This window comes from Cognataquiflexum nitidum, assembly GCF_022538055.1.
Lineage (GTDB): Bacteria > Bacteroidota > Bacteroidia > Cytophagales > Cyclobacteriaceae > Cognataquiflexum > Cognataquiflexum nitidum.
This window is the reverse complement of record NZ_JAKZAM010000079.1, coordinates 1-1,343: the sequence shown is the minus strand read 5'-3', so window position 1 is coordinate 1,343 and position 1,343 is coordinate 1. Positions and strand designations below refer to the sequence as shown.

Annotated in this window: 1 protein-coding gene; it reads right to left on the bottom strand. The window is 41.3% G+C overall.

The annotated features are described in order from the left end of the window. A partial coding sequence (locus tag MMU07_RS21665) for a right-handed parallel beta-helix repeat-containing protein (RefSeq protein WP_241128705.1) occupies window positions 1–1,343 on the bottom strand: 1,343 nt, incomplete at both ends.

Sequence of the window (1,343 nt, the reverse complement as noted above, 5' to 3'; positions counted from 1 at the left end):
AACGTTCCACTCAAGATGGATTCCGCTACCCTCGTACCTGTATTTGGATTTATGCCAAAATTAGCTCCTCGGATCAAAATGGCTTTGTTGACCAAAACATTTTCCACATAGGTACCAGCATCAACTCGGACAACATTCCCTGCTGCTGCAGCAATGACACCTGCTTGAATTGTACTATAACCACCAACTAACAAAGTCTCATCAAAATCACTGAAAACTCTGACAGGTTGTCCTCCTGCACAATTTGGATTCTGAACATCATCAGAAATCAGCCAGGTGGATGTTATCACATCACCTGTATTTTGACCTAAAGAAGGACCATCAGGTTGCCCCCACCAATTACAATTCGCTTCAACGCTTTTTGCAACCTGATTTGTAATCCCTCCTAGAAGAACGTTGCTGGTAATTGTATTGGCAAGGATTTCCACGGCACGTCCGCCTGCCAACACATTAATACTCGTGGCACCTGAACTGAATATGTTTCCAGAAATAGAATTACCAGTAACCTCATAAAGGTCAATCCCCCTACTACTTGCACCAGATGTCACATTGAATATGTTGCCAACAATAGAGTTTCCATTTGTGAGAATATTAATGCCTCTTGGACCGTTAAATTGATTCGAGGAAATTGATACCACACCATCCAAAGCAGAGGCTGAGATCAAGTTGGCAGCATTAATATTGAAAATGTTATTTTGTATTATAGCTGAAGTCACACGAGCATTTTCAATTGAAAATCCTCTTTGCCCATTTATATTACTATTTGATAAAGTCAAGGTATGTTCAGTTCCTACATTCCCCGCTACTGAAATAAGGAAATAAGTTGAGGTGTGATGGACAATACAATTGGTTATGGTCACATCTCCTTGAACACGAATTGCCTGAACAAATGAAGTGTTTTCTAAACGGAATCCATCAATTGTTAGTCCAACCGGCCAGGCAGATGTCCCAGAACCAGTAGTAATCGTACCATTTAATATAGTCTCTCCATCGATCGAATCCTTATCTCTATTGCTGCCGACCCCCGCGGAAACACCGGATTTAGCACCCTTCAACAAAACTCCATTTTTCCCGGCAAAAGAAATATTTTCCGTAAAAACACCTTGTTGGACCCGAACAACATTTCCCAACAAAGACGCATTTATACCACCTTGAATTGTAGCATGGTTGCTTAGTAGTATTGTTTCAGAATCATCAGAATAAACCTGAACAGGAGCTGTTCCTTGACATGAATTTACAACAGGCTGAAAGCCCAAAACGGATGGTTCATTGTCCGTCCCATTGGTTAAAAATGGAACCACATTTGCACTTCCAAGCACACGCTGCTCCACTTCTGCAAAATC